At 69.8% G+C, this 23,062-nt stretch carries 19 protein-coding genes; 8 read left to right on the top strand and 11 right to left on the bottom strand.

The window, feature by feature from the left end; translation table 11 throughout:
- The first annotated feature begins 27 nt into the window (after positions 1 to 27).
- Entirely contained in the window at positions 28 to 666 is a 639-nt protein-coding gene (locus AB0C46_RS21000; RefSeq protein WP_362829438.1) for a DedA family protein, read from the top strand.
- Here the strand turns inward: AB0C46_RS21000 and AB0C46_RS20995 are convergent.
- The 3 genes from AB0C46_RS20995 to AB0C46_RS20985 are packed head-to-tail and all read right to left on the bottom strand — an operon-like array spanning position 629 to position 5,250.
- Positions 629 to 1,450, bottom strand: a complete 822-nt coding sequence (locus AB0C46_RS20995) for an HAD family hydrolase (protein ID WP_362829437.1) — start codon at positions 1,448 to 1,450, stop codon at positions 629 to 631. The two genes, AB0C46_RS21000 and AB0C46_RS20995, sit on opposite strands and share 38 nt — an antisense overlap.
- On the bottom strand, positions 1,450 to 4,062 hold the full coding sequence (locus AB0C46_RS20990; protein ID WP_362829436.1) for a phosphoribosyltransferase: 2,613 nt from the start codon (positions 4,060 to 4,062) through the stop codon (positions 1,450 to 1,452). The genes AB0C46_RS20995 and AB0C46_RS20990 overlap by 1 nt, the downstream gene beginning before the upstream one ends.
- A gap of 15 nt (positions 4,063 to 4,077) precedes the next feature.
- Positions 4,078 to 5,250: an HpcH/HpaI aldolase/citrate lyase family protein gene (locus AB0C46_RS20985; protein WP_362829434.1), complete on the bottom strand. Its 1,173-nt coding sequence runs from the start codon at positions 5,248 to 5,250 to the stop codon at positions 4,078 to 4,080.
- Positions 5,251 to 5,467: 217 nt separating this feature from the next.
- Between AB0C46_RS20985 and AB0C46_RS20980 the strand changes: the two genes are divergently transcribed.
- On the top strand, positions 5,468 to 6,676 hold the full coding sequence (locus tag AB0C46_RS20980) for a TerD family protein (RefSeq protein ID WP_362829433.1): 1,209 nt from the start codon (positions 5,468 to 5,470) through the stop codon (positions 6,674 to 6,676).
- 80 nt (positions 6,677 to 6,756) lie between these two features.
- Here the strand turns inward: AB0C46_RS20980 and AB0C46_RS20975 are convergent, their stop codons facing one another.
- From AB0C46_RS20975 to AB0C46_RS20950, 6 genes are all read right to left on the bottom strand, one after another.
- Entirely contained in the window at positions 6,757 to 7,500 is a 744-nt protein-coding gene (locus tag AB0C46_RS20975; protein WP_362829431.1) for a Tellurium resistance, read from the bottom strand.
- A 97-nt stretch (positions 7,501 to 7,597) separates the two neighbouring features.
- Positions 7,598 to 8,755 (bottom strand): DUF475 domain-containing protein, encoded by a 1,158-nt coding sequence (locus AB0C46_RS20970; protein ID WP_362829517.1) that lies wholly within the window; start codon positions 8,753 to 8,755, stop codon positions 7,598 to 7,600.
- A 51-nt stretch (positions 8,756 to 8,806) separates the two neighbouring features.
- Entirely contained in the window at positions 8,807 to 9,382 is a 576-nt protein-coding gene (locus AB0C46_RS20965) for a TerD family protein (RefSeq protein ID WP_362829430.1), read from the bottom strand.
- A 192-nt stretch (positions 9,383 to 9,574) separates the two neighbouring features.
- Positions 9,575 to 10,150, bottom strand: coding sequence for a TerD family protein (locus AB0C46_RS20960; RefSeq protein ID WP_362829429.1), 576 nt, complete (start codon positions 10,148 to 10,150; stop codon positions 9,575 to 9,577).
- 164 nt (positions 10,151 to 10,314) lie between these two features.
- Positions 10,315 to 10,773, bottom strand: coding sequence for a peroxiredoxin (locus AB0C46_RS20955; protein WP_159746249.1), 459 nt, complete (start codon positions 10,771 to 10,773; stop codon positions 10,315 to 10,317).
- A gap of 147 nt (positions 10,774 to 10,920) precedes the next feature.
- Positions 10,921 to 11,352, bottom strand: a complete 432-nt coding sequence (locus tag AB0C46_RS20950; RefSeq protein WP_006605843.1) for a DUF3052 domain-containing protein — start codon at positions 11,350 to 11,352, stop codon at positions 10,921 to 10,923.
- Positions 11,353 to 11,868: 516 nt separating this feature from the next.
- On the opposite strand from AB0C46_RS20950, the gene aceE reads away from it, so the two are divergent.
- The gene (gene aceE, locus AB0C46_RS20945) at positions 11,869 to 14,601 is read left to right on the top strand and encodes a pyruvate dehydrogenase (acetyl-transferring), homodimeric type (protein WP_362829428.1); all 2,733 of its coding nucleotides are present in this window, start codon (positions 11,869 to 11,871) and stop codon (positions 14,599 to 14,601) included.
- Between the two features lie 128 nt (positions 14,602 to 14,729).
- Here aceE and AB0C46_RS20940 read toward each other — a convergent pair whose 3' ends face one another.
- Positions 14,730 to 15,143, bottom strand: a complete 414-nt coding sequence (locus AB0C46_RS20940; protein ID WP_362829427.1) for a peptidase inhibitor family I36 protein — start codon at positions 15,141 to 15,143, stop codon at positions 14,730 to 14,732.
- A 666-nt stretch (positions 15,144 to 15,809) separates the two neighbouring features.
- The gene (locus tag AB0C46_RS20935) at positions 15,810 to 17,411 is read right to left on the bottom strand and encodes an MFS transporter (RefSeq protein WP_362829426.1); all 1,602 of its coding nucleotides are present in this window, start codon (positions 17,409 to 17,411) and stop codon (positions 15,810 to 15,812) included.
- Between the two features lie 115 nt (positions 17,412 to 17,526).
- Between AB0C46_RS20935 and AB0C46_RS20930 the strand changes: the two genes are divergently transcribed.
- From AB0C46_RS20930 to AB0C46_RS20910, 5 genes are all read left to right on the top strand, one after another.
- On the top strand, positions 17,527 to 18,180 hold the full coding sequence (locus AB0C46_RS20930; protein ID WP_362829425.1) for a TetR family transcriptional regulator: 654 nt from the start codon (positions 17,527 to 17,529) through the stop codon (positions 18,178 to 18,180).
- 262 nt (positions 18,181 to 18,442) lie between these two features.
- Positions 18,443 to 19,657 (top strand): alpha/beta hydrolase, encoded by a 1,215-nt coding sequence (locus tag AB0C46_RS20925; protein ID WP_362829423.1) that lies wholly within the window; start codon positions 18,443 to 18,445, stop codon positions 19,655 to 19,657.
- Positions 19,658 to 19,864: 207 nt separating this feature from the next.
- A complete protein-coding gene (locus AB0C46_RS20920; RefSeq protein WP_362829422.1) occupies positions 19,865 to 20,746 on the top strand; it encodes a DUF4429 domain-containing protein in 882 nt (293 codons plus the stop codon).
- Positions 20,747 to 20,878: 132 nt separating this feature from the next.
- Complete coding sequence (locus AB0C46_RS20915; RefSeq protein ID WP_362829421.1) at positions 20,879 to 22,270, top strand: sensor histidine kinase; 1,392 nt, start codon at positions 20,879 to 20,881, stop codon at positions 22,268 to 22,270.
- Positions 22,267 to 22,947, top strand: a complete 681-nt coding sequence (locus tag AB0C46_RS20910; protein ID WP_362829420.1) for a response regulator transcription factor — start codon at positions 22,267 to 22,269, stop codon at positions 22,945 to 22,947. Before AB0C46_RS20915 ends, AB0C46_RS20910 begins: the two co-directional genes overlap by 4 nt.
- Positions 22,948 to 23,062 lie beyond the last annotated feature (115 nt).

Raw genomic sequence — 23,062 nt, 5'->3', positions numbered from 1 at the left:
GAGGCGAGAATTCATAGCGTTGAAAACATGATCGAGAGCATCGGAAGCACCGCACCCGGCTGGATCACCGACCTCATGGACACGCTCGGCGCGCCCGGGGCGGGCGTAGCCATCGCCGCAGAAAACCTCTTCCCGCCGCTGCCGAGCGAGGTGATTCTGCCGTTGACGGGCTTCGCGGCCGCCCGCGGCAGCATGCATCTGGCGTCCGCGCTCGCATGGACGACCCTCGGCTCGGTGACGGGCGCCCTGGCGCTGTACGGCGTAGGCGCGTTGCTCGGGCGGGAGCGTACGGTCGCGATCGCGTCGAAACTGCCGCTGGTCAAGGTCTCGGACATCGAGAAGACGGAGCGCTGGTTCCGGCGGCACGGGACGAAGGCGGTGTTCTTCGGCCGGATGATTCCCCTCTTTCGCAGCTTCATCTCGATACCCGCCGGCATCGAGCGCATGCCGGTACCGGCCTTTCTCGCCCTGACCACCATCGGCAGCCTCATCTGGAACACAATCTTCGTCCTCGCCGGCTATCTGCTCGGCGACAACTGGGAGGAGGTGACGGGGTATGTGGACGTCTATTCGAAGGTGGTCCTTGTGGCAACTGCGCTGGCGGTGGCGGTCTTTGTCGCGGTCCGTGTCAGCCGGCGTGGCCCGGGGGTACGGCGCCGTGGATGAAGGCCCGCACGATTTCCTCGCCCGCGGCGACACCCCTCTCATCGAGCGCCGTGACGTGGGGGGCGTGCCAGCCGGAGTCCGCCAGCTCCCCGTGTCCGGGCCGCCATCCGCGGTCCGCGGCCAGCAGCAGATCGGCGTCGAGGAGGGAGTCGCCGGCCGCGAGGATCTCGGACGCCCCGGTGCGGCGCGCCACCTCCGTCACGGCTGCGCTCTTGGTCAGCGGCTTCGGCACGGCATAGATCTTGCGGCCCTGCAGGGAGACGGTCCAGCCGCGTTCGTCCGCCCAGCCGGCGAGGTCCTTCACCCAGCTGTCCGGCAGCAGCGGCCGCTCCACGACGAGATAGGAGAAGAGGTCCTCGGCGGCACGCTCCTTGAGCAGCCAGGCCGGGTCGGCGGTGTGGACGAGATGCCGGCGGATCTCCTCCAGGGGCGCGCAGTGCGCAGCGAGCCGCTCGGCGACGGTGCGCTGCCAGTCCGGGTCCGACTCGCCCCGTACGAGCAGATGGCCGCCATTGGCGCAGATGGCGAACTCCGGTGCCGGACCCGGGAGATGGATGCGGCCGTACTGCTCGCGGGTGCGGGTGGTGGTCGGCACAAAGGTGGACTTGCCGGCCAGTTCGGCGAGCAGCCCGGCGGCCGTCTCCGTCATATAGGACAGCGGCTTGCGCTCATATGTCTCCACACACAGGAGCCGGGGGGCCTCGGCGTCGGGCATGGCCAGGCCCAGCGCGGCGGCCGAATAGATCAGGGTGCGGTCGAGGTCGCTGGCGATGATCGCGCTCATCAGGAGGCCACCGCCTTGCCGTCAGCACCCGTGGCCCCGCGAGTGAAGCGGGGATGGATCAGCCCCACACAGGTGTAGGGCAGTTCGTCGACCTCTTCGACGGGCACGCCCCGTTGTCCCGCCAGGAGGCGCACATGATCGAGATCGGTCCCGGCACCCCGCCGGGCCAGGATCTTCCAGGGGACCCGGCGCAGCAGTACGCGTGTGGTCTCACCGACACCGGGCTTCACGAGGTTCACGTCGTGGATGCCGTACTCCTCGCTGATCCGCTCGACGGCCGCCCAGCCTTCCCAGGTGGGGGCCCGGTCTGCGGCGGCCAGTGCCTTCACCTCTTCGACGACGTCCGGGGCGACCTCGTCGAAGCGCCCGCTGACCGCGTCCAGGAAGGCACGCGACACATCGGTCGGGGCCAGATCGCGATAGAACTTCGCGCCGTGGAAGTCGTCCGGTCCCACGAGGTCGTCGCGCAGGACCGTGCGCGATATGAGGCCGGAAACAGTGGAGTTGAGGCAGGCGGACGGGATGAGGAAGTCGTCGCGGGTGCCATAGGTCTCGACGCAGCCGCCGGGGTCGGCGAGCACGGCGATCCGCGGGTCGAAGCCCGGGAAGTCCTCCAGGGCCTGGGCAAGTTCGCGGGTGATGGCACCCTTGCCGGTCCAGCCGTCCACGAAGACGACATCCGCCGGATCGTGATGGGCGGCCAGCCACCGGAGCGCCGTGGTGTCGATCCCCCGGCCGCGAACGATCGAGACCGCGTAGTGCGGCAGTTCCAGGCCGTGCGCGTGCCGCGCCCAGCGGCGCATCAGCACTCCGACGGGTGTACCCGCCCGCGCCAACGACACCAGCACGGGACGGGGACTGCGTTCGGCGAGCACGGTCTCGGTGACGGTCCCGACAGCCCGCGCGATCCGGCTCGCGGAGGTCTGCAGCGCACTGTGAAACAGCGCCTGGTACTCCTCGCTCGGCTGGTATTCGACGGGCAGCGACTCCGCGTAGTGGGCGCCGCCACGCTGAATCGCCTCCTCGCGTTCCTCGGTCGGCGCTTCCAGGGTGACGTCGGAGAGATCCTGCAGCAGCCAGCCGACCTCGTCGGCGGTGTAGGAGGAGAAGGCGGGGCCGCGCAGCGGCTCGGGGAGGGGCATGGGTCCGGCCTGTGGTTGCGGGGCGTACGAGGGGATGACGGCGAGCAGCAGTCGGTCGGTGTGCCCGGAGAGCCGGTGCAGCAGACCGTCGGTGGCCCGCAGTTCGGGGAGGTCACCGTGCGAGTCCACGACGGCCACGATGGCGTCGAAGCGGCGTTCCGGGTCGGCGCCGGCCGCGACGTTGTAGGCGTACCGCTCCCCCGGCCCGTCGGCGGGATCGTCGTGGGCGGGGAAGGACAGCCGGGTCCGTATCGCGTAACCGGGGTCGTCGACGGCGAGCACCGGCGACCGGGTGGTGGTGGAGAAGAAGACACCGGCGCCTCCGGTCGACGCGGACAGCCGACCGTCCCGTGGCCGGAGGGCACCGTCCTCCGCCCCGATGCCGTTGCCCACGGCCGTCGCCTCGGCGCTGCCCCCTTGCCGGGCGTCCAGGGCCTCGGCTATCCGCAGCGGCGTGTACATCAATTCCTCGTTGCCGAGGACGAGGATGCGACGGGCACCGTCCAGCCGCTGTGCAATACGGGTCGCCATGCCCGGCAGCCCGGCCTCCAGTCGTGCGCGGTGCGCCGGTGTGAAGCCGTGCCGCCCACCGTCCGGCAGCCCGGCGGGCCAGCCGAGGTCGACCCGTACGCACTCCGCACCGCGGCCCTCGGGCACCGCCGGAGCGCCTGCCGCACACTGCTCGTCACCCGCAGGCTCCGATGCGCTCTCCGGGGCAGCCGCCGGCCCCTGTGCCGTAACGGCCTCGTGTGCGGCGACGAGTTCCTGGCCGCGGGTCAGAACGTCCTCGGGCAGGCGTACACCACCCGCGGCCAGCGCGACGAGGTCGACGCGGGCGCCCAGTTCCGCCGCGAACTTCTCCAGGTGGCTGCGGTCCGCGTCGGAGCGCATGTCGACCAGGGCGACGACCACGTACCGCTCGCGCGGAAAGCGTGCGTGCAGCGCCTTGATGGTGTTCAGGACGGTCCTGCCGGTGGAGAACTCGTCGTCGACGAGCACCAACGGTCCGTCTCCGGCGAGGAGTCCGCGGTCCTCGGGGAGCAGCAGATGGGAGGTGGCATGACTGTGCTCCTCCTCGAACCCACCCACCTGCGCCACACCGGCCACCGGGCGGCGGGTGGAGTGCAGATACGGCGCGAGGGCCAGGCCGTCGGCCACCGAATGTCCCAGGCCGGTGGCGGTCTCGGCGTAACCCAGTACGACGGAGCGGGCGGCGGCCTCGTCGCCCAGCAGCTTCCGCACTCGGCGCCCCAGCCCGAAGCCTGCGCCATGGACCACGTCCGGTCGCTGCGGCACATGCTTGCCGAGCACGTTCGACACGAGCAGATGGGCCCGCTTCGGGTTGCGCCGCAGCGCGAGCCCGAGCAGTTCCGGCAGCTCGTCCCCGCCGCTCAGCGAGACCCCGAGCCGACCGGCGACCCATTCTCCTGTCCAGACCACGCGTTCCGTCTCCTCCGTCATATCGTTCATATCGATCACCGCATGTCAGGTCTGCGGCACACTCGCCGTCAGCAGCTCCACGAAACCGATGCCCTCCCGGGCGACCCCGAACGCCTCGGCGCGCAGCAGGGTCCGCTCGGCCCAGGCGCGATGCGGCTTCACCTCGTTCATCTTGTTCGTGTACGAGGAGCGCAGCACCCCGCCGTCGCCCCGTTCGGGGCGCAGGATGTCGACCGCGTCGCTGAACTCCTCATGGCTGACGACCGAGAGGGCGTGCACCGGTGCGACATGCGAGGGGTGGATGCAGGTCTTGCCCTGCAGGCCGTTCGCGCGGTCGAGTTCGATCTCGCGCAGCAGGCCGTCCATGTCGTGCTCGATCAGTGCCGTCCGCAGTTCCTCGGCGCGTCCGAGGAACGGGCTGCGCCGCAGCTGCGGCTTGAACATCCGCTCATGCAGCCGGAAGTACTCCCACACCGGGCCGGTGACGGTGAAGCCCGTGCCGTCCGCCCGTCCCAGCACATTCACCACATCGGAGATCACGGAGGCGACGATCTGGACGTCGTACGCCGTCATATCGGGCGGTCTGCGCAGACCGTAGGCGGAGCAGAAGTCCGTGACGCCGAGCCGCAGGGCCAGCACCCGGTCCCGGTATTTGTCGACGGTTCTGGCGATGCCCTGGAGGGTCTCGGCGCGGCTCTCCAGATGCAGCAGCTGGGGAGATTCCAGCACCGGCATCGCGAAGAGCCGGCGGGAGCAGACGGACTCGGCCGTGGTCAGCGCCTCGAGGAACGGGACCCCGCGGTCCTCGGTGAATTTCGGAAGTACAAATCCGGACAGTCTGTGGACGGCGGTCCCTATGCGGCGCACCAGGTCCGGTATTTGACCGGGGGTGCGGACGCGGACGAACAGCAGCGGGAGGTCGGTTCCTGCGGCGGCCGCCTCGTCGAGAAGGCCGAGCTGCCGCACGAGATTCTCCTCGCCGGCCTCGACATCTCCGTCCCCTATGGAGTCCTCGAGGCACAGGACCATGGACATGACGCCCCGCCCCGCCTGTTTGAGGACGTCGGCGGCGAGGCGCGGGCGGGTGGCGGGGCTGTAGAGCGTGGCCCCCAGGGCGACCGCGAGCGTGCGGGCCGGAGAATCGGCGGTGAACTCCACCGGCTCCTGGTGGAACAGTGTCTTCCGAACGTCGGGCGCAAGGTGCCCAAAATGCCGCATATAACTCCCCGTCTACATGCGGGACCTGGGCCCCCCGCTGCGTCTCGCTGTCTGGATCCAGCCGGTAATCGTACGTGCGCGGGGGTCTGGTTAGTTCCCGCGTGCATGAAAATCACGTAACCCCCACGAGGCGCCCAGGTGTCCGCAATCGCGAGCCCTGCACCACTCCGGGGCCCCCGCGTTGTCCCTGCGACCTCAGGGAAGGCAGGATTACGGCATGACGCACGCGATGCTGAAAGGGTCGAACGTACCCCTCGATGCCACGGCTGTCCGGGCCGTCCTGCGCTGGACGCCCGGCGCAGGTGTCCCCGATGTCGATGCCTCGGCCCTGTTGGTGGGACCTGAGGGATGTGTGCGCTCCGACGAGGACTTCGTCTTCTACAACCAACCGCGCCACCCCAGCGGCCTGGTGCGGCATCTGCCCAAGACTCAGCTCGCCGACAAGCTGACCGACACCATCGAGGCGGATCTGGCGACGCTGGACCCGGCGGTGGACCGGGTCGTCCTGGCCGCGTCGTCGGACGGCGGGGCGTTCGCGGGCGTCACGGATCTGCAGGTCCTGCTGTACGACGCGGCGGCGAGCGACGGCGAGCCGATCGCGGTCTTCGACGTGGTGCCCGAGACGGGCGATGAGACGGCCCTGATCTGCGGGGAGCTGTACCGGCGCGCCGAGACCTGGAAGTTCCGTGCGCTGGGGCAGGGGTACGAGACCGGACTGGTCGGTCTGGCGACCGAGTTCGGGATCTCGGTGGACGAGAACGAGGCGGCCGCCGGACGCTCCGCTCCGCCCGCCTCGGAGGCACGGGAGGCACCCGTGTCGGCGTCGCCCGGCTCGGAGCCCACGACGGCCAACGAGCCGTCCCCGGAAGCCGGGCCCGGCCCGTCCGGCAGCCCGCCCGTCGGCCCGGCGAGCGGCCCCTCCGACTCCCCTGCCACCCCGCCGCCCAGCACCTGGCCGGAAGAGGCCTCGGGCCCGCCCTCCGCTGCGGACCCACAGACCTACCCGACGGCGGACCCGGATGCCGTCACCCAGCACGTGGCGGATGCACTGCCGGAGCCGCCCTCGTCCGCACCGCCCACCTCCGCACCGCTGCCCTCGTCCGCACCGCCCACCTCCGCACCGCTGCCCTCGTCCGCACCACCGCCCTCCGCCGCCGCGGCATCTGCGGCGCCCCCGCCCACGAACGGCGGCTACGGCTATCCGCAGCACGTTCCGCCACCGCCAACGCAGCCCCCGGCCCAGCCCACCTACGGCTACCCGGGACCGCCGCCCCAGTACCAGCCGCCGCAGCAGCCACCGTCCACGTACGGCGCTCCGCAGCCGCAGCCGCACCCCTCGACGTACGGCTACCCGATGCAGCAGCCCTTCGTGCCGGACCCGTCCTTCGTCCTGCCGCCCCAGGGGCCGCAGTTCCAGCGCCGTTAGCGGATATCCAGCAGATCCCGCTGACAGCCACCGCACCACCCAGCGGCGCGCCGCACAGGCCGCGCGCCGCAGGGGGCGGCTCACACCTTGGTCTTGTAGCCCCGCCCCCACTGGAGCCCCCAGCCGTACAGCCGGTCGAGCTCCGCCTGGAAGCCGTAGACGTACTTCACCTCGCGGCGCACCATCAGCTCGCCCTTGACGTTCTCGAGCATGAAGACGGCGCAGGAACGAGCCTGTGACGCCCGTTCGTCCAGCTTGACCTCCACCCGCGGTCCGCTGCTCGGATAGAGCGTCACGACCGCGTGCGTACGGTCGAAGGCCGGTGTGCCGTCGTAGATGTAGACGAAGATCAGCATGCGCTTGATCTCATCGCGGTGGTCCAAGTTGATGTAGAGCGTCTCGCCGGACCCCGAGCCGAAGCGGTCGTCACCGCTGAGCTTGACGAAGGGCGGCCCGTTGAGGTCGCCCAGAAAGTTGCCCAGCGGCTGCACCACACCCCTGGTGCCGTCCTTGAGCTCGTACAGACAGGCCAGATCCAGGTCGACATTGACCACGGCCGGCCCCTGCGCCTGCACGACCTCGGGCTTGAACAGCTTGCCCGGATGCCGCAGCAGGCCGCCCTTGCCCTGCCCACCCCGTTCATGAAGATCCGAGGTCCGCATCTGCCAGTGCAGATTGACCCGCAGATGCCCGGTGGCGGCCCCTTGCTTGGTCAGCGAGACGACCGGATTCCGCTTCGTCAGCTCGACGACATACGACGCCCCACCGCTGTCGAAGTCGAACTTCTGGCTGCCACCGCGCCACAGGTTCCCCAGGAACGACACTTTGCCCACCCCATTGCTCGGCCCCAATACTGCGGGGCGGCCCGAGGTCTGTACCCCAGGGCCGCCCCGCAGAGAGCGTTCCTCAATCAGCGCCGCGTCACACTCCGGACGGGACTTCCGACTTCGCTCCCGATGAATCTCCAGGCTTGCCCTCGCGCCGGTTCCGGATCACGGACGAAGCGAAGGAGAGCGCGATCAGCACGACGCCGACCAGGCCGGTGATGACCTCGTGGATCTCGTACTTGATCGTGATGAGCAGGATGACGGCCAGCGCGCCGATCGCGTAGTGGGCGCCGTGCTCCAGGTAGACGTAGTCGTCCAGGGTCCCCTTGTGGACCAGGAAGACCGTCAGCGAGCGGATGTACATCGCGCCGATGCCCAGACCCAGCGCCATCATGAAGATGTCGTTGGTGATGGCGAAGGCACCGATGACGCCGTCGAAGGAGAAGGACGCGTCGATGACCTCGAGGTAGAGGAACATGAAGAACGCGGCCTTGCCGGCCAGGCCCACGACTGCGCCGTTGCCGTTCTTCGCGGGAGCCACCGCGGTCTCGCGGGCCTCCTCGCCGTCCTCGTCCCCGTCCCCGTCCTCGTCCTCGTCCTCCTCCAGCTTGGCTTCGAAGTAGCCCGAGATGCCGCCGACGACGAGGTACGTGATGAGGCCTGCGACACCGGACAGCAGCACCGTGGCGCTCTTGTCACCGCCGCCGTGCGCAACGCTGGTGGCCACCGTCATCGCGCTCACCAGCAGGACGACCAGCGCGATGATGATGGACAGCGTGTCGAGCTTGCCGATCTTGGCCATCGGCTTCTCGATCCAGGACAGCCACTTGTAGTCGCGCTCCTCGAAAATGAAGTCGAGGAAGATCATCAGCAGGAAGATACCGCCGAAGGCCGCGATGGCCGGATGGGCGCTGGTGACCAGTTCCTGGTATTGCGCCTTGTCATTGATGGCGAGGTTGACCGCCTCGATCGGTCCCAGCTTCGCGGTGACCGCGACAATGACGACCGGGAACACCAGCCGCATGCCGAACACCGCGATGAGGATGCCGATGGTGAGGAAGATCTTCTGCCAGAAGGCGTTCATCTTGCGCAGGATGCCTGCGTTGATGACGGCGTTGTCGAACGAGACCGAGATCTCCAGGATGGACAGTATCCCGACAATCGCGAGCCCCTGCCACCCCCAGAGCACGCCCGCCAAGGCGAGGCCGAGCGCCGTGATGGCGAACGACCAGCCAAAGGTTTTCAGGAGCACTGCCACCCAATCCTTCGCTGTGTGGGTCCCCCGCGCGCAGGGCGCGGCGCTTTACGAAACGTTGACCCCGAAGTCTAGAGCGATGCCCCGGAGACCTGACGCGTACCCCTGCCCCACCGCCCTGAACTTCCATTCGCCCTTGTAGCGATACACCTCGCCGAAGATCATCGCGGTTTCGCCGGAGGCGTCCTCGCTGAGGTCGTAGCGGGCGAGTTCACTACCGTCGGCCTGATTGACAATGCGGATAAAGGCATTGCTGACCTGGCCAAAGCTCTGGCCGCGCAGATCGGCCTCATGGATCGAGACCGGAAAGACGATCTTGTCGACCTGCTCGGGCACCTGTGAAAGATCCACCAGGACCGACTCGTCGTCGCCCTCACCTTCGCCGGTGAGGTTGTCCCCGGTGTGCTCGACGGAGCCTTCCGGGCTCTTGAGGTTGTTGTAGAAGACGAAGTACTCGTCCCCCAGCACCCGGCCCGACCGGCACAGCAGCGCGCTGGCGTCCAGGTCGAACGGCGCTCCGGTCGTGGACCGCGCGTCCCAGCCCAGGCCGACCAGGATCTGGGTGAGATTCGGAGCGGCCTTGGACAGGGAGACATTGCCCCCCTTGGCAAGCGTGACTGTCATCGTTCGCTTCCTCCCCGGTGTCGGTGCGCGCCCCGCCCGTGCACGGCCCGCAACCCTCGTTCAAGCGCGTCCGGCGCCGCACTCCCCGGACAGGGGACGTACGGCGCCGGACGCGGTCGTTCTTGGCCCGGGCAGCCGCTACGGCAGCGCTGCCCGGCCGGACGTCGACGACCGGACCCCGGATCCGGCCGGTCAGACGTTGACGCCGAAGTCCTGCGCGATACCGCGCAGACCCGAGGCGTAGCCCTGGCCGATGGCCCGGAACTTCCACTCCGCGCCATTGCGGTACAGCTCGCCGAAGACCATGGCGGTCTCGGTCGAGGCGTCCTCGCTGAGGTCGTAGCGCGCCAGCTCGACGTTGTCGGCCTGGTTGACCACGCGGATGAAGGCGTTACGGACCTGGCCGAAGCTCTGCTGGCGGGTCTCGGCGTCGTAGATCGACACCGGGAAGACGATCTTGTCGACATCGGCCGGCACGGCGGCCAGATTCACCTTGATCTGCTCGTCGTCGCCCTCACCCTCACCGGTGATGTTGTCACCGGTGTGCTCGACCGAACCGTCCGGGCTCTTCAGGTTGTTGAAGAACACGAAGTTCTGGTCGTTGCCCACCTTGCCCTGGTCGTTCGCCAGCAGGGCGCTGGCGTCCAGGTCGAAGTCCGTACCGGTGGTGGTACGCGCGTCCCAGCCCAGACCGACGATGACGGCGGTCAGATTGGGCGCTTCCTTCGTCAGCGAGACGTTGCCGCCCTTGCTGAGGCTGACTCCCACGAGTCCTCCCATAGATTCGAGGGGTACCTGCGCCCCCATCGTGCATGGCATCGGATCAACGAATTGATCCTAGTGACCGGTTCCCACCGATTGCAGATATCGCACCTGGATCATGCGGATGTCGGCCCGGTGGGCGCAGCCGCGCCTGGGGAGAGTGCGCCGGCTCAGAGGGTGCCGAGCGCCTTGACGTAGTCGTTCAGGTCGCGGGCGTCGGGCAGGCCGTTGACGACCGTCCAGCGCACCACGCCTTCCTTGTCGATGATGAACGTGCCGCGCACCGCGCAGCCCTTCTCCTCGTCGAAGACGCCGTACGCCCGCGAGGCCTCGCCGTGCGGCCAGAAGTCCGACAGCAGCGGGTACTCCAGACCCTCCTGCTCGGCGAAGACGCGCAGCGAGAACGGGGAGTCGTTGGAGACGGCCAGCAGCTGGACGTCGTCGTTGACGAACTTCGGCAGCTCGTCACGGAGTGCGCAGAGCTCGCCGGTGCACACACCGGTGAAGGCGAAGGGGTAGAAGAGGAGGACGACGGCCTTCTCGCCGCGGAAGTCGGAGAGCTTGACCAGCTCGCCGTGCTGGTTCTTCAGCTCGAAATCCGGAGCCTTCGTGCCGACCTCGATCGCCATGGGGTGCTTCCCTTCCGCTCACTGTCAACAGGACGGGACCAACCCTACGCGCCGGGGTGCACGCCCGGGGAACCCGTCCTGAACAGGGCCGAGCCCCCTCCGGAACAGGCGGAGGGGGCTCGGTGGCGAACGTCGAGACGGTGTGGCTCAGCGCTTGCCGGACTTGGGTGTGACCAGGCGGCTGCCGGTCCAGTCCTTGGCCGCGTTGATGCTCTTGGTCTGGGACAGACCCGCGGTCTGCGCGGCCTCATTGATGTCGCTCGGCTCGACGTAGCCCTCACGGCCGGTCTTCGGGGTCAGCAGCCAGATCTGCCCGCCCTCGTCGATCAGGCCGATGGCGTCCACCAGCGCGTCCGTGAGGTCGCCGTCCTCGTCGCGGAACCACAGCACAACGACGTCGCAGACGTCGTCGTAGTCCTCGTCGACGAGATCCTGGCCGATCACGGTCTCAATGCCTTCGCGGAGATCCTGATCGACGTCATCGTCGTAACCGATCTCCTGGACCACCTGTCCGGGCTCGAACCCCAGCCTGGCGGCAGGGTTGGTCCGCTCCTCCGCGTGGTCCGCGGTCGCGCTCACGGATTGCCTCCTGTCATGTTTCGGAAATGCTCGGGGACCCCGCGCGTGCGCGGAGCATTGGGCGTAGTCCACACGGGCCGGGCGGATCGCGCAAGTACCCGGCGGTTCAGACCGCCGAAACGGTGACGTTTGGAGGCGTCTCGCCGCAACCGCGACCCCAGCAGGACAGGCTGAAGTGATTCACGCCACAGCTTTCTGCAGGGTTTATCGGGTACTGGCGCGGGACTGGTCCCTTCGGGGGGCAGCCGCGGCCTGCGGACCTGTTTTCGGGGTCCGCACGTCCGTACGCGAAGCACTTTCGACATGGGCGTATGGTTGCGATTTGGCCGACCCGAGAAATCGGCCTTTTCAGCGCCATCTCTCTACTGATGGGTTACCCATCAGTAGAGGTGACGTATCCCTGTGGCTCGGTACACGATGGAAGACGGCGCGACACCAAGGCAGAGACAGCATTCGTCCCGTGCGCAGCATGAAAACCCTGCAGAGCACGACACGAACCGAACACGAAGGAACAGCGTGGCTTCCGGATCCGATCGAAACCCGATCATCATTGGCGGCCTTCCCAGCCAGGTCCCGGACTTCGATCCCGAAGAGACCCAGGAATGGCTCGACTCGCTCGACGCGGCCGTCGACGAGCGAGGCCGGGAACGTGCCCGCTACCTCATGCTCCGCCTGATCGAGCGCGCCCGCGAGAAGCGTGTGGCCGTGCCCGAGATGCGCAGCACGGACTACGTCAACACCATCGCGACCAAGGACGAGCCGTTCTTCCCGGGCAACGAGGAGATCGAGCGCAAGGTCCTGAACGCGACCCGGTGGAACGCCGCCGTGATGGTCTCGCGCGCCCAGCGTCCGGGCATCGGCGTCGGCGGCCACATCGCCACCTTCGCCTCCTCCGCCTCCCTCTACGACGTGGGCTTCAACCACTTCTTCCGGGGCAAGGACGAGGGTGACGGCGGCGACCAGATCTTCTTCCAGGGGCATGCCTCGCCCGGTGTCTACGCCCGCGCGTACCTCCTGGACCGGCTGAGCGAATCCCAGCTCGACGCCTTCCGCCAGGAGAAGTCCAAGGCTCCCAACGGGCTGTCCAGCTACCCGCACCCGCGGCTGATGCCGGACTTCTGGGAGTTCCCGACCGTCTCGATGGGCCTTGGCCCGCTCGGCGCGATCTACCAGGCGCGGATGAACCGCTACATGGAGGCGCGCGGTATCGCCGACACCTCCAAGTCGCACGTCTGGGCCTACCTCGGCGACGGCGAGATGGACGAGCCCGAGTCGCTCGGCCAGCTGTCCATCGCCGCCCGTGAGGGCCTGGACAACCTGACCTTCGTCGTCAACTGCAACCTGCAGCGCCTCGACGGCCCGGTCCGCGGCAACGGCAAGATCATGCAGGAGCTGGAGTCGCAGTTCCGCGGCGCCGGCTGGAACGTCATCAAGCTGGTGTGGGACCGCAGCTGGGACCCGCTGCTCGCGCAGGACCGCGACGGCATCCTGGTCAACAAGCTCAACAGCACGCCGGACGGTCAGTTCCAGACGTACGCCACCGAGACCGGTGGTTACATCCGCGACCACTTCTTCGGCGACGACCAGCGGCTGCGCGCGATGGTCGAGAACATGACCGACGACCAGATCCTGCACCTGGGCCGTGGCGGTCACGACCACAAGAAGATCTACGCGGCATACGCGGCGGCCAAGGCCCACAAGGGCCAGCCGACGGTGATCCTCGCGCAGACCGTCAAGGGCTGGACGCTCGGCCCGAACTTCGAGGGCCGCAATGCGACCCACCAGATGAAGAAGCTGACGGTCGAGGACCTCAAGGGCTTCCGTGACCGGCTGCACCTGCCGATCCCGGACAAGGACCTGGAGGACGGCGCGCCGCCGTACTACCACCCGGGTCGCGACTCCGAAGAGATCCAGTACATGCACGACCGCCGCAAGGGCCTGGGCGGCTATGTGCCCACCCGGGTCGTGCGCGCCGAGCCGCTGCAGCTGCCGGACGACAAGGCCTACGCGGGCGCCAAGAAGGGCTCCGGTCAGCAGAAGATCGCCACGACCATGGCGTTCGTCCGGGTTCTGAAGGACCTGATGCGGGACAAGGAGATCGGCAAGCGCTTCGTGCCGATCGCGCCCGACGAGTACCGCACCTTCGGTATGGACGCGTTCTTCCCGTCGGCCAAGATCTACAACCCGCTGGGCCAGCAGTACGAGTCGGTCGACCGCGAACTTCTCCTGGCCTACAAGGAGTCGCCCACCGGCCAGATGCTGCACGACGGCATCACCGAGGCGGGCTGCACGGCCTCGCTGATCGCGGCGGGTTCGGCCTATGCGACGCACGGCGAGCCGCTGATCCCGGTCTATGTCTTCTACTCGATGTTCGGGTTCCAGCGCACCGGTGACCAGTTCTGGCAGATGGCCGACCAGCTCGCCCGCGGCTTCGTGCTCGGCGCGACGGCCGGCCGTACGACGCTGACCGGTGAGGGTCTGCAGCACGCCGACGGCCACTCCCAGCTGCTGGCCTCGACCAACCCGGCCTGTGTCGCCTACGACCCGGCCTACGGTTACGAGATCGCGCACATCGTCAAGGACGGTCTGCGCCGGATGTACGGCGAGAACTCCGAGGACATCTTCTACTACCTGACCGTCTACAACGAGCCGATCCTGCACCCCGCGGAGCCGGCCGATGCGGACGTCGAGGGCATCCTCAAGGGTCTGCACCGCGTCAGGCCCGGCGAGAAGGGCGAGCACACCGCCCAGATCCTCGCCTCGGGTGTCGCGGTGCCGTGGGCGGTCGAGGCCCAGCAGATCCTCGCGGACGAGTGGAACGTGAAGGCCGATGTCTGGTCGGCGACGTCCTGGAACGAGCTGCGCCGCGACGCGGTGGAGATCGAGGAGCACAACCTGCTCCACCCGGAGGAGGAGCAGCGCGTCCCGTACGTGACGCAGAAGCTCCAGGGCGCCGAGGGCCCGAAGGTCGCGGTTTCGGACTGGATGCGTTCCGTGCCCGACCAGATCGCACGCTGGGTCCCCGGCACGTACCAGTCGCTGGGTGCCGATGGCTTCGGCTTCGCGGACACCCGTGGTGCGGCCCGTCGCTTCTTCCACATCGACGCGCAGTCCATCGTCCTCGGCGTGCTCACCGAGCTCGCCAAGGAGGGCAAGGTCGACCGGTCGCTGCTGAAGCAGGCGATCGACCGTTACCAGCTCCTGGACGTCGCAGCCGCCGACGCGGGTGAGGCCGGCGGCGACGCCTGACCGCTCCGCGGCCTGCCGCCGCACCGCTTCCGCCGCGCCCCCCGACCAGCGTCCCTCGCCGGTCGGGGGGCGCGGTGCTGTGGGGCGGGGAGTGCGGGCGCGCGGGGGCGGTCCCGCGGGCGGCCGGTTCAGCGCTCCCATACCTTGAACGCCCTGACCCGGTACGGGGATCGGGGCACCCAGCTGCCGCCGCCCGGATAGGTGTCGAACTCGGCGGTCTCGGCGCATTCCACGCTCTGGTAGGTGGTGACCGGCCGGCCCGTGCGGTTGGCGAGGGCGGCGGCGCCGCTCCCCTCGGGCAGCGGAACACAGCTCTCGATGTCGGTGCCGGACAGCTCGTAGGTCCGCCGGCCGCCGCCGAAGTCCGCCTTCGGCCAGAGGCAGAGCTGGCCCGCGTCGCAGTCGCCGGAAGCGGCGGTACGGCCGCCCCCGGCCGCGTGGGCGGCCGGGGTGCCGAGGGTGGGCGGGACGGCAAGTGCCGCGGCCAGTGCGGCCAGGAGGCCGGTGAGGAGTGCGGTGGTCCGTGACATACGCAGGCGCATGGAAATCTCCCCCGTGGAGTAGGACGCCGAGGTCCCGCGGCGGGCCGGTTGCCCGCGGCGGGTTCGTCATCGAGCTTCGCGAGGGCGGTGTGCGGCTGCCAAGCCCGTGGCGGCACTGCCACCCGGATCAGGTATGTGGACGGACAACCGGGCCGGGGACGGGCGCCCGGTGCGCGAGGTTGACGGCGGACGGGGCGGCGCGGGCCGGCTGCGGAAACCGTTCCTCCCAGTGTCCGCCGGGGTGCGGTGGCTGCGGGCCCGTCGTCATGCCCGTATTGGGGACGGCCGGTTCCCGGGACGGCTCATCCGGATGAGGGATTCGCCCCGCGTACCGGGACCAACTGCCGCCTGGGAAAAGGCGGGTGAGGGCCCGGGGTGGTCCGGAGCGCGGGTTGACGGCGAGGCGCGACGCGGTGGGTGCGCGACGGCGAGGTGCGACGCGGTGGGTGCGCGACGGCGAGGCGGGGACGGCGGCGGGCGGTCGGCGCCACCGGGCAGTCCGCGCCGCCAGGCAGTCGGCGCCGCCGGGCCGTGCACCCGCCGCCCATGCGACGGCGCGCGGCCGGACGAGGGGTCCTCGTGCGTGCCGCGCGCCGGGCGCTGCGGGCGGGGCCTGCCGGTCGTACGCCGCTCCGCGGGGCGGGCGCCGTACGGCCGGGGCGCCGGTCAGATGTGGCCGACCCCGGCGCCCGCCTCGGCGTTCGCGCCGCGCTTGGTGAAGAACGCGACGACCGCCGCGACGACCGCCACACCACAGGCGACCGTGAAGGCCTGGCCCATACCGGACACGAAGGTGTCATGGGCGGCGGAGGCGATCTTCTGGGCGAACTCCGGCGGGGTGCCCTTCGGGACCGGCGCGATACCGGCCGAGACGGCGTCGGAGAGCTGGGACGCCTGCGCGGGCGGGACCGGCGGGAGGCCGGCCGACTTCCAGTTGTCCGGGAGGTCGCTGTCGACGCGGGAGGCCATCACCGCGCCGAGCACGGCCGTACCGAGACTGCCGCCGACCTGCATCGCGGCCTGCTGGAGACCGCCCGCGACGCCGGAGAGCTCCAGCGGGGCGTTGCCGACGATGACCTCGGTGGCGCCGACCATGACGGGTGCGAGCCCCAGACCGAGCAGCGCGAACCAGAGCGACATCAGACCGGTGCCGCTGTCGGTGTCGAGGCCGGACATCCCGTACATGGCGACGGCGGTGAGGACCATGCCGCCGACGAGCGGGATACGCGGGCCGAACTTGGTGATCAGGGCACCGGCGAGCGGCGAGCCGACGATCATCATGCCGGTGAGGGGCAGCAGGTGCAGACCGCTGTCGACGGGCGTCATGCCGTGCACGTTCTGGAGGTAGAACGTCACGAAGAACAGGCCGCCCATGAAGGCGAAGGCCATCAGCACCATCAGGACCGTGCCGGCGGTCAGCGGCAGCGAGCGGAACATCCGCAGCGGGATGAGCGGTTCGCGGACCTTGCTCTCCAGGAGGGCGAACAGGGCGAAGAGGACCACGGAGGCGATCAGGAAGCCCCAGGTCTTCATGCTGTCCCAGTGCCACTCGCCCGCCTTGATCAGCGGCCAGATGAGGCAGAACATCGCGCCGGAGAGCAGCACGATGCCCGGGATGTCGAACGAGCGGGGGGCGTTCTCCGCGCGGTGGTCCTTGAGGATCACCAGGCCGAGGACCAGGGCCAGCACACCGACCGGGACGTTGATGAAGAACACGGACTGCCAGTTGACACGCTCGACCAGCAGTCCGCCGACTATCGGGCCGCCGGCGGTGGAGGCGCCGATGACCATGCCCCAGATCCCGATCGCCATATTGAGCTTCTCGGCCGGGAAGGTGGCGCGCAGCAGCCCCAGCGCGGCGGGCATCAGCAGCGCGCCGAACAGGCCCTGGAGCACCCGGAAGGTGATGACCAGCGCGACCTCGTGGGAGAGCCCGATGGCGGCGGAGGCGGCGGCGAAGCCGAGGATGCCGATGAGGAAGGTCTGGCGGTGGCCGAAGCGGTCACCGAGCTTGCCCGCCGTGATCAGCGCGATGGCCAGGGCGAGCATGTAGCCATTGGTGATCCACTGCACATCGGCGAGCGAGGCGCCGAGGTCCTGCTTGATGGCCGGGTTGGCGATGGCGACGATCGTGCCGTCCAGGGCGACCATCATGACGCCGATGGCGACGGAGAAGAGGGTCAGCCACGGATGGCCGCGCAGTCCCTTCGGGGGGTCCGGTACGGGAAGTTCCGGCGCAGCTTCGGCGACCGGGGTCTGAGAACTCATACCGAGAGGCTAATGACAGCCACTGACAGTTGACAAAGTATTTCATGAGTCGGTAACTGTCATCTCGCTCACAGGTAACCTGAGCAGCGAGAACACCACGGAAAGGCGGCTCAGGATGGCGACCCCGACGCCGCACCCGGCACCCGCGGGCCTGCGGGAACGCAAGAAGCAGCGCACCCGCGACGCCCTGATCCGGGCGGCGCTCGAACTGTTCACGGAGCAGGGGTACGAGGCGACGACGATCGACGAGATCGCGGAAGCGGTGGATGTCTCCCAGCGGACGTACTTCCGCTACTTCGCGAACAAGGAGGACGTCGCCTTCGCCGTCCAGGGGATGGTCGAGGCCCGCTTCTTCGACGAGCTGACCGCGCGACCCGCGGCGGAGGCGCCGCTGACCGCCCTGCGCAGCGCCGTGATGGTGGCGTGGGACGACATCGGCAGCGTCATCGAATCGGTGATCCCGGTGGAGCTGTACATGCGCTCGTTCCGGATGATCGAGTCGACGCCCGCACTGGTCGCCGCACATCTGCGGCGCTCCTCCGAACTGGAGGAGCAGATAGCGCTGCTGATCGCCCGGCGTGAGGGGCTGGACCTGGACGCCGACCCCCGGCCGCGGGTGCTGGTCGCCGCGTTCAGCGGGGTGATGCGGGTGGCCGGCCGGGTGTGGGGCGAGGGCGAGGACTGCAGCGTGGCGTCAATCCGCGAGGTGGCCCAGTCCTATCTGGACCAGATCGGGCCGGCGATGGACGACGACTGGCGGGCGCGCTGAGCCCACCGGCTACGGGCCCGGCGGACACGCGGTGCGGGGCGGGCCGCCCGTGCATGCATTCACGCGCCGCGACGCCCCTACCCTCCGTGACGAAATCCCACCGCTAAGCGATCATCACGGCGACCCCCTGAGATCGCCCCTGCACGGCTGAGCACCGGAAATCACCAATAGGTGTCCGTTTTGGTCGAAATACCCACCGTGAAACGTGATATCACTCACGGTCACAGCGGACGCCCTCTCAGGTCTCCTAGGGTGGCTCGCGGTGAATTCCTTCTCGGGCCTCGGCCCCTCCTCCGGTTTCCTGCAGTCCACCGCGTGGCGTGCCGCCCTCGCTCTGGCGGTGGTGTTCGTCATGCTTGCCATAACCGGCTGGACGGCAGTCAGAGGCACCAAGGAAGACGCCAACCCACTGGCCACCGCCAGGACCTCCTGGCAGCACGCCACCTTCCTCGGACGCCCGCTGCCCGACCCGCAGGGTCCGCCGGCCGCGCTCCGGGCCTTCTTCGCCACGCTCAACCGGGCCGAGAAGCAGCAGCTCGCCGCCCGCTATCCGCTGGTCGTCGGCAATCTGGGCGGCGCCCCCGTGAAGCTGCGCTACCGCGCCAACCGGCTGGCGATCGACGACGCCCGGCGCGTCGAGAAACGCCGGATGAGCGACCACCGGCTCACCCCCGTCGGCCGCCAGGAGGCGGGCCGGCTGATGCACCGCCTCGAATCGATGATGAGCCCCGGCCGGCAGATCCTGGCCTTCGATCCGGCCGGCGGCGGCCGGGCCGCCGAGGTCTTCGGCAATCTCCCGGCGGCCCACCGGGTGTCCGTCGTGGTGCCCGGGGTGGACACCAATCTGACGACCTTCGAGCGCACCGCGCGGGCGACCACCGCCCCGGTCGGTATGGCGCGCGCCCTCTACGGCGCCGAACGGGAGGCCCGGCCGAGCGCCCGTACGGCCGTGATCGCCTGGGCCGACTACACGACGCCGGCCGGTGTCGGCGTCGAGGCCGCCACCGGGCAGCTCGCCGCCGCCGGTGCGGTCCGGCTGCGCTCCCTGGTGAACTCGCTGTCCTCCTCCGATGCCGTCTCGCTGTTCTGCCACAGCTACGGATCCGTGGTGTGCGGTGTCGCGGCCCGGGACCTGCCGTCCAACGTGGAGGACATCGCGGTCGCCGGCAGCCCCGGCATGCGGGCCGAGAGCCGCTCCGGGCTGGGCACCCGGGCCCGGGTCTGGGCGATGCGGGACTCCGACGACTGGATCCAGGACATCCCGAACCTGGAGGTCGGCGGGCTCGGGCACGGCGCCGACCCGGTCGACCCGTCCTTCGGCTCCCGGCTCCTGTCGGCCGACGGCGCCATCGGGCACGCCGGCTACTTCGCGCCAGGCACCCGCAGTCTGCGCAATTTCGCGCTCGTCGGGGTCGGCGCGGCCGGGACCGTCGACTGCGCGTCCGACGATCCGAAGTGCAGCACTGGTCTGGTCTGAGGACCGCGGGGCCGCGGGCCGGCTCCCGCAGGCACGGCCCGGCGCCCGGGGACGGGCCGTGCCTGCGGGAACCGCGTCCGGCGGCGGAGACGTCCACGAGGCGAGGGCCGGCGCAGGTGACCGGAGTGACACGCGCCGCTTCTGCAGGCGCCCCCGAGGTGTCAGGAAGGGGGACGGGTGGGCAACCGCCCGCATACGATGAGCCGCATGGGTGATGTTCTGGCCGGTTTTCACGCCGTCTGGGAGTTCGACACGGACTCCGTACTCATCCGCTTCGAACGGGGGATCCGCAGGCCGAAGCTGTTCCAGGCGCTCGGTGAGCGACGCATTCCGTACGAGGCGCTGAGCTCCGTCGAGGTGACCGGGGGCAGACGTGGCACGGTGGTGCTGCACGCCGTGCCCCGGCACGGCGCCGACCCCCTGATGGAAGCGGCGAACGGGCAGCTCAAGGAGGACGCCGATCCCTATCGGCTGGTGCTGCCGGCCGACCGCGAGACGCTGGCCGAGTACTACGCCGACGAGCTGCGCACGGTGCTCGGGCCCGATGCGAAGGAGCCCGCCGACCGCCATCTGGTGGCCGCGCCGGAGCCCCCGCTGCACTTCAAGGCGTATGACGGCAAGGCGTCCTTCGACGGGCATGCGGTCGCCTTCCGGTGGTTCTGGACGGGCGCGTCCTCGGCGAAGTGGAAGTGCGGCGACCAGACCTTCCCCGTCGGCGAGTTGGCCGGGATCGAATGGCGGTCGCCGGAGATCCTCAACGGCTATCTGCGGCTGCTGGAGCGCGGGGCCCGCGAGCCGGGAACGGGCGAGGCGGACCAGGATCCGGCCGCCGTGACGTTCGGGCTGGGGTACGGCCCCGTGCACGAGTCGCTGCCGTTCGCGGCCTCGGTGCTGCAGGCCGTACGCGCCACCGAGCCCGCGCAGGAGACACCGGACGGCGCGCCGGTACGCCACCGGACCGGCGAGACACGCCGCGATCCCGCAGACATCGCGGACCGGATACGGCACCTCGGCGAGCTGCACGGTGCCGGGCTGCTGACCGACGACGAGTTCAGCACGAAGAAGGCCGAGCTGCTCGCAGAGCTGTAGGGCCTGTCTTCCGGAACGTGGCGGGATCGGGGGCCCGTTGGCCGGGCAGGGCGTCATACCGTGGTACGGGGCGAAAGCCCGGCCCCTGGTATGACGCCGTGGCCGCCGCGCTCCGCTTAGATGGAGGGCGCGATGACCGAACGATCTTCCACCCCCGAACGCGGGCCGGCTCCCGGCCCCGTGCGTGAGCCGGCCCGTCAACGGGTGCTGCGTGCCGCACGCCAGGCGCTGCGTGTCCTGGCCGTGGAGCTCGGCACCCCGACCGAGCCCGGCACCCCGCTGCTGGGCAGCGTCCGGAGTCCCTGGCTGCGCCGCCTGCCCTATGTCGTCGCGTTCGGGTTCGCGGTGTCCCTGCTGCCGACGAGCATCAACGTCCTCAGCAACGACTACGGCCTGAACGGCGGGCCGGCCGGCGCACTCGCCACCGCGCAGACCGTGCCGCTGCTGCTCGCGGTGACCCGGCCGCTGCAGGCCTGGTGGGTGATCTTCGCGGCGGATGTCATCGGTGCCGTGGCGCTCATCGGCGCCGACGGCGTCGCGGGCCGCGCCTGGCCCTGGCCGCCCACGGAGATCGTCGGCTATCTCGCCCTGATGCTGGCGCTGTCCCTGCGCGAGCGCCGTCGCACCCTGACCGCCGTCTGGCTGACGACCGGTGTGGCGGGCGTGCTCTCCGAGGTGTTCACCCCCGACGGCAGCACCAGCACCTGGGTGCTGCTGTTCGTACTCGCCGGTGTGGTGCTGATGATGGGCGCCACACTGCGCGAACGCGGCGACGCCCAGCGCAAGTTGATCGAGCAGGAGACCATCAGCGAGGCCGAGCGCGCCCATCGGACGCTGCTGGAGGAGCGCGCCCGGATCGCCCGTGAACTGCACGATGTCGTCGCGCACCACATGTCGGTGATCACGGTCCAGGCGGCCAGTGCCCCGTACCGCATCAGCGGGATTCCCCGGGAGGCCGAGGACGAGTTCGGCTCGATCGCGGCGACCGCCCGGGAGTCACTGGCGGAGATGCGCCGGCTGCTCGGGGTACTGCGCAGCGAGGAGGCGGAGCAGCACGACGGCCCGGAGAAGACCCCGCAGCCCGGGATCGGCATGCTGCCGAAGCTGGTCGAGGGGACCGTACGGGCGGGTGTGCCGGTCGAGTTGGCGCTGCCGGAGGCGCCGGTGGCGCTCGAACCGGCGGTGGATCTGTCGGCGTACCGCATCGTTCAGGAGGCGCTGGCCAATGTGGTGCGGCATGCTCCGGGGGCGCGGACCCGGGTGTCGGTGACGCCGGCCGCGGACGGCACCCGGCTGACGGTGCTGGTCGTCAACTCCGCGCCGTCCGCACCGTCCGCGCCGCTGGAGACCACCGGCACCGGTCATGGCCTCATCGGTATGCGTGAGCGGGTCCGGCTGGTGGACGGTTCGCTCGACACCGGTCCGCTGCCCGACGGCGGCTTCCGGGTCGCCGCCCAGCTTCCTCTCCCGCCGCCGACCGCCCCGGCGTCGCCCCTCTCCACAAAGGATTCCCACTCCGTATGACCACGCGCGTGATCATCGTCGACGACCAGGCCATGGTGCGTGCGGGCTTTGCCGCGCTGCTCGCCGCGCAGAGCGATATCGACGTGGTGGGCGACGCCCCGGACGGTGTGCAGGGCGTGGCCCTGAGCCGCCGGACGCACCCCGATGTGGTGCTGATGGATGTGCGGATGCCGGAGATGGACGGTCTGGAGGCGGCCCGTCAGCTGCTTGAGCCGCCCGTCGGCGTCACCCATCGCCCGAAGGTGCTGATGCTGACCACGTTCGACGTCGACGACTATGTCTACGAGGCGCTGCGCGCCGGGGCGTCCGGCTTTCTCCTCAAGGACGCGCCGCCGGCCGATCTGATCGCCGCGGTCCGGGTCGTGGCGGCCGGTGAGGCGCTGCTGGCGCCGTCCGTGACCCGGCGGCTGATCGCCGATTTCGCCCGCTCGGGGCCGGTGACCCGGAAGGGCCGGCCCTCGCTGCGGCTGAACGGCCTCACGCCGCGCGAGACGGAGGTCCTGGAGCTGATCGCCCGCGGGCTGTCGAACCAGGAGATCGCCGATGCCCTGATCGTCGCCGAGCAGACCGTGAAGACCCATGTCAGCCGGGTGCTCGCCAAGTTGGGGCTACGGGACCGCGCCCAGGCCGTGATCTTCGCGTATGAGTCGGGGCTGGTCTCGCCCGGTGAGCGGTAGCACCTGCCCTGCCTGCCCGGCTCTCCTTCCTGAGGACGAGCGCGGCCGGGCCCCCCTACGCCCGTAGTACCCGGGAGTCGGCTCCGCGGTGTGACGCCGCGTCATATACCTGCTC

It is taken from the genome of Streptomyces sp. NPDC048637 (assembly GCF_040650675.1).
Lineage (GTDB): Bacteria > Actinomycetota > Actinomycetes > Streptomycetales > Streptomycetaceae > Streptomyces.
Note: the sequence above shows the minus strand (reverse complement) of the source record. Positions and strands in the feature narration are given on the sequence as shown.

Excerpts from the sequence above, each read along its gene's own strand:
- AB0C46_RS20935 (WP_362829426.1), bottom strand. The coding sequence starts at position 17,411 with ATGAGTTCTCAGACCCCGGTCGCCGAAGCTGCGCCGGAACTTCCCGTA.
- AB0C46_RS20965 (WP_362829430.1), bottom strand. The coding sequence starts at position 9,382 with ATGACAGTCACGCTTGCCAAGGGGGGCAATGTCTCCCTGTCCAAGGCC.
- AB0C46_RS20940 (WP_362829427.1), bottom strand. The coding sequence starts at position 15,143 with ATGCGCCTGCGTATGTCACGGACCACCGCACTCCTCACCGGCCTCCTG.
- AB0C46_RS20930 (WP_362829425.1), top strand. The coding sequence starts at position 17,527 with ATGGCGACCCCGACGCCGCACCCGGCACCCGCGGGCCTGCGGGAACGC.
- AB0C46_RS20990 (WP_362829436.1), bottom strand. The coding sequence starts at position 4,062 with ATGAACGATATGACGGAGGAGACGGAACGCGTGGTCTGGACAGGAGAA.
- AB0C46_RS20910 (WP_362829420.1), top strand. The coding sequence starts at position 22,267 with ATGACCACGCGCGTGATCATCGTCGACGACCAGGCCATGGTGCGTGCG.
- AB0C46_RS20980 (WP_362829433.1), top strand. The coding sequence starts at position 5,468 with ATGACGCACGCGATGCTGAAAGGGTCGAACGTACCCCTCGATGCCACG.
- AB0C46_RS20995 (WP_362829437.1), bottom strand. The coding sequence starts at position 1,450 with ATGAGCGCGATCATCGCCAGCGACCTCGACCGCACCCTGATCTATTCG.
- AB0C46_RS20920 (WP_362829422.1), top strand. The coding sequence starts at position 19,865 with ATGGGTGATGTTCTGGCCGGTTTTCACGCCGTCTGGGAGTTCGACACG.
- AB0C46_RS21000 (WP_362829438.1), top strand. The coding sequence starts at position 28 with ATGATCGAGAGCATCGGAAGCACCGCACCCGGCTGGATCACCGACCTC.
- AB0C46_RS20985 (WP_362829434.1), bottom strand. The coding sequence starts at position 5,250 with ATGCGGCATTTTGGGCACCTTGCGCCCGACGTTCGGAAGACACTGTTC.
- AB0C46_RS20915 (WP_362829421.1), top strand. The coding sequence starts at position 20,879 with ATGACCGAACGATCTTCCACCCCCGAACGCGGGCCGGCTCCCGGCCCC.
- AB0C46_RS20955 (WP_159746249.1), bottom strand. The coding sequence starts at position 10,773 with ATGGCGATCGAGGTCGGCACGAAGGCTCCGGATTTCGAGCTGAAGAAC.